Genomic DNA, 3,313 nt, shown 5'->3' on the forward strand with positions numbered 1-3,313 from the left:
CGCCGCCATGCAGCGGGCCGGTATCGTGAAAGGCAGGGACGGGAACCGCTTCGCCCCGCAGGAAAACGCCACCCGTGCCGAGGTGTCGGCGGTTCTGCGCCGGTTTATAGAAGTTGTAATTGACCCGGCCACAGCTGCCGGCTGGACAAAGAACGATTCCGGCCATCTGCTCTACTATCAGGGCGGTAAGGCCCTCACCGGCTGGAAGGAAATCGGCGGAAAGATGTACTACTTCGACGAGAACGGTATCATGGCTGTAAATACCAAAGTGGATGACTATGTGCGCCCGGAATAGGAGATTGTTACAGGAGGGAATGCGGTCTTTGAAGATAAGCACGATTCCCTCTGCCATGACGGAAGGAAACCGCGCCATATCCGGACAGAAAGCAAAGGGCAGGATGGCTGCACCCGGACCGTTGTGGTATATGCCTGTGCGGGCTGCAACGGTTGTGAGCATAAATCCAAATATGAGAAGCGTCCTAAAATAAGAGTTACGAAAAGGAAGAGATAATCCCAAAGAGCATCCGGGCTTTAAGAAGCCAGAATTCTGTAGGGTTGTCTCTTCCTTGCATACCAGGGGGAAAAATGGTATTAACCGACAGCCTCATGGATATTACATTTGAGAGCTGCTTCTGTTCACAAATTGCGGCAGAATATCAAGACCCGTTCCCTTTGCAGTAAATTCAGTTTAAATATCTCTGAACATGCCGATAAAAAAAGGAGTAGCGAGCCAATCATGATTATGCCTTAATTATTCATATCATATACTCTTTTATATATCAGCATTACCACCATTAGATAGTCTTTCTTTTCCATGGCTTTCTGTATAAACTCCTCTATCTCCTTCTTTGGAATTTTTTCTCCCTGTACCAAATAATCTACAATTTCATTCTGTTCCATAATCCAGAGCACTGCACTCTGTATTTCCTGCGGAAGCTCTCGATATAAGCTTACAAGCCTATCGTTTTTTTCTTTGTCCATACCTTCTCCTTTTTTGAATAAATTCAATATTATCACTATGATTCTTAAATTGTCTTTTAAACTCCCTAAGTAATATAATAGAATGCCTGAATCCACTATTTCAATACTGGTATTTTTATTATTTTAACATTTCGTCCATACTTACTTGAAAGAAGAAAGGACGGAGTGAGCATGTTTGCATACCGTATCAAGTACCTGCGCCAGACGCGGGAATTAACTCAGGTTCAACTCGCAGATAAACTGGGTGTATCAAAACAAAGTATTAGTAACTGGGAAAACGATAACATCATGCCTTCGGTGGATATGCTGGAGAAAATTGCTGATTTCTTTTCTGTAAGTACAGACTATCTGTTAGGACGGGAAAAGAGGAAAAGCACAGACGGCAGTACCATCGATGTTACTGGATTAAGCCCAAATCAAATAGAGCATATCATGCTAATTGTTGATGATTTGCGTAATTCATAAGACTGCGCAATGAGTTTTTAAAAATATATTGTTTCCCGGCCAGCAGAAAACTCAAAATCAATTTATATAACAGATTAAAAAAGGTCACTGGCAGGTTTCCTTCCAAACTTGTCAATGGCCTTTTTCACATCTATAACGAGTTATTACCTGCTATTTTTTCAGGCAATGCCTTATCTATGTTACATTTTTGAATCACCTCAATCTCCTCTATGTCATAAGGCCGGAAATCTTCATGGAAAATATCATGCATCCAAAGCGAGGTATCGATATCCGGCAGATTCTTAATGAATTCCCAGACAAAATTAAACTGACTCTTCCCATTAACAAAACCGAAAAAGTAACTTCCCACCCCTTCCTTCTTCCATAACGGCAGATGCGTCTGGATCAGACTGCGAAATGGTCTGTGCAGCCATTCCGTATTGATCAGCGGACGGCCGAACTGGCGCAGGAATGCAATATACTGCCTGGAATGAGTATAATCACCATAATAATGGAAGGTGATAATGTCGGAAAGAGCGATGGAATGCTCTTCTATTTCCGCATAGATTCCAGGTTTTTTCAGCCATCCGTAAGGGTTATCCGCCCCTGCTCCCCATACATCTGCCGTTAAGGGCTGCATCACATCCATGTCACGGAACCAGGAAAATACAGCCTCCATCATCGGCAGGGACCTGCTCATACGGCCTGAATTCCCAGCCTCATTCCATACATTCCATATAAGGATACGGGGATCCTGACCATACCGGGATGCCAGTTCTCTTATATACTCCTCTATCACCGGCCTGTTTTCCAGATCATCCGTAATACTGTAGCCTATGCTCTGTCCGGATTGCGTACTGTCATCAAAAGGGGTGACCGGGCTTCCTCCAAAATATCCCGGCACCGGTTCCGGCTGCGGCCCAAGGCAGGGTTCTTTGTACTTTTCCCTGGGAACACAACAGTCTCCGAAAAGGACGGGCATCAGCGTTATCCCATACCCCTCCAATAAATCCAGAAATTCATTCAAATGCCGAAAGAATCCTTCCTTCTCTTTCCTGTAAACTTCAAAAGGCAGTCCCATACGTATACTGTTAAAACCCAACTGAGCAGCCAGCGCAATCTCCCTGGCCGCATCACGGAAGGCTTCCTTATGTCCATACTCCTGGAACAGCCAGAGACTCCCCGTCATGGAGCCGCTGGGAATAAAGTTAAAACCGCTGATCCACGGATGTGAAGTATACCACTCCCACGCTTCCTTTTCTGTCCATCTTCTTTTCATCTATATTTCCCCCTTGTATTCCTTTTCCTGTTACAGAAGCTGACACTTATCCTGCAACAGCAGAGCCAGTTCATAAGCCAGCTTCCTGGCCTCCCTTTCATCCCCGGCCTTACGGATCCGCGCAATACGTGCCGTTGGCGGATCGTACATAGGCACCAGTTCACAGGCCTCCAGCAGGTTCGCGCAGAACTCCGCCGCCTCCAGCACCTCGTCAATGGACTTTCTGCCGGCACGGAATACTTTTGTTTTTTCCTCCAGGGCCTCTTTTACCATGGAAATACCCCGCTGGGCATAGCCCTCCTTATTCGCGTTGGGATACACCATCCCTTCGTCCCTTTTACGCCGGAAACCCAATACCGCCGCGGGAATGGATGGATCCCGGACCGTACCGTCCGGATAGAAAATCCCATGCACGTCCGACCAGTAGCCGTCTATCATTAATTCAAACAAATACCAGCCCGTATGATGCTCCCTGCAGATATCCAAAGCCAAATCATAGGGATTGGCACGGCACAGGCAGCACAGCTCGCTGTTCAGGAAAGGCTTTCCCACTCTTGCCGACAGCTCTTCTGCCGCAAGATAGCTTTCCTCTATCTGCCGGCGCACCGG

The 3,313-nt window shown here is 46.5% G+C and carries 5 protein-coding genes; 2 read left to right on the top strand and 3 right to left on the bottom strand.

Translation table 11 applies throughout. The annotated features are described in order from the left end of the window. Positions 1–295, top strand: a 295-nt coding sequence (locus DXA36_RS32395) for an S-layer homology domain-containing protein (RefSeq protein ID WP_182479360.1), incomplete at its 5' end; no start/stop codon positions are given. A gap of 452 nt (positions 296–747) precedes the next feature. On the opposite strand, the gene DXA36_RS32400 is transcribed toward DXA36_RS32395, so the two are convergent. Continuing rightward, entirely contained in the window at positions 748–981 is a 234-nt protein-coding gene (locus DXA36_RS32400; protein ID WP_118683621.1) for a hypothetical protein, read from the bottom strand. A 171-nt stretch (positions 982–1,152) separates the two neighbouring features. Between DXA36_RS32400 and DXA36_RS32405 the strand changes: the two genes are divergently transcribed. Next, positions 1,153–1,446: a helix-turn-helix domain-containing protein gene (locus DXA36_RS32405; protein WP_118683622.1), complete on the top strand. Its 294-nt coding sequence runs from the start codon at positions 1,153–1,155 to the stop codon at positions 1,444–1,446. A gap of 130 nt (positions 1,447–1,576) precedes the next feature. Here DXA36_RS32405 and DXA36_RS32410 read toward each other — a convergent pair whose 3' ends face one another. Together DXA36_RS32410 and DXA36_RS33265 are read right to left on the bottom strand one after the other, a co-directional pair. Then, positions 1,577–2,704: a cellulase family glycosylhydrolase gene (locus DXA36_RS32410; RefSeq protein WP_118683623.1), complete on the bottom strand. Its 1,128-nt coding sequence runs from the start codon at positions 2,702–2,704 to the stop codon at positions 1,577–1,579. A 30-nt stretch (positions 2,705–2,734) separates the two neighbouring features. Then, the coding region (locus tag DXA36_RS33265) for a hypothetical protein (RefSeq protein ID WP_182479361.1) at positions 2,735–3,313 on the bottom strand (579 nt) is incomplete at its 5' end.

The sequence above is a fragment of the Eisenbergiella sp. OF01-20 genome (genome assembly GCF_003478085.1).
In the GTDB taxonomy this organism is placed as follows: domain Bacteria; phylum Bacillota; class Clostridia; order Lachnospirales; family Lachnospiraceae; genus Eisenbergiella.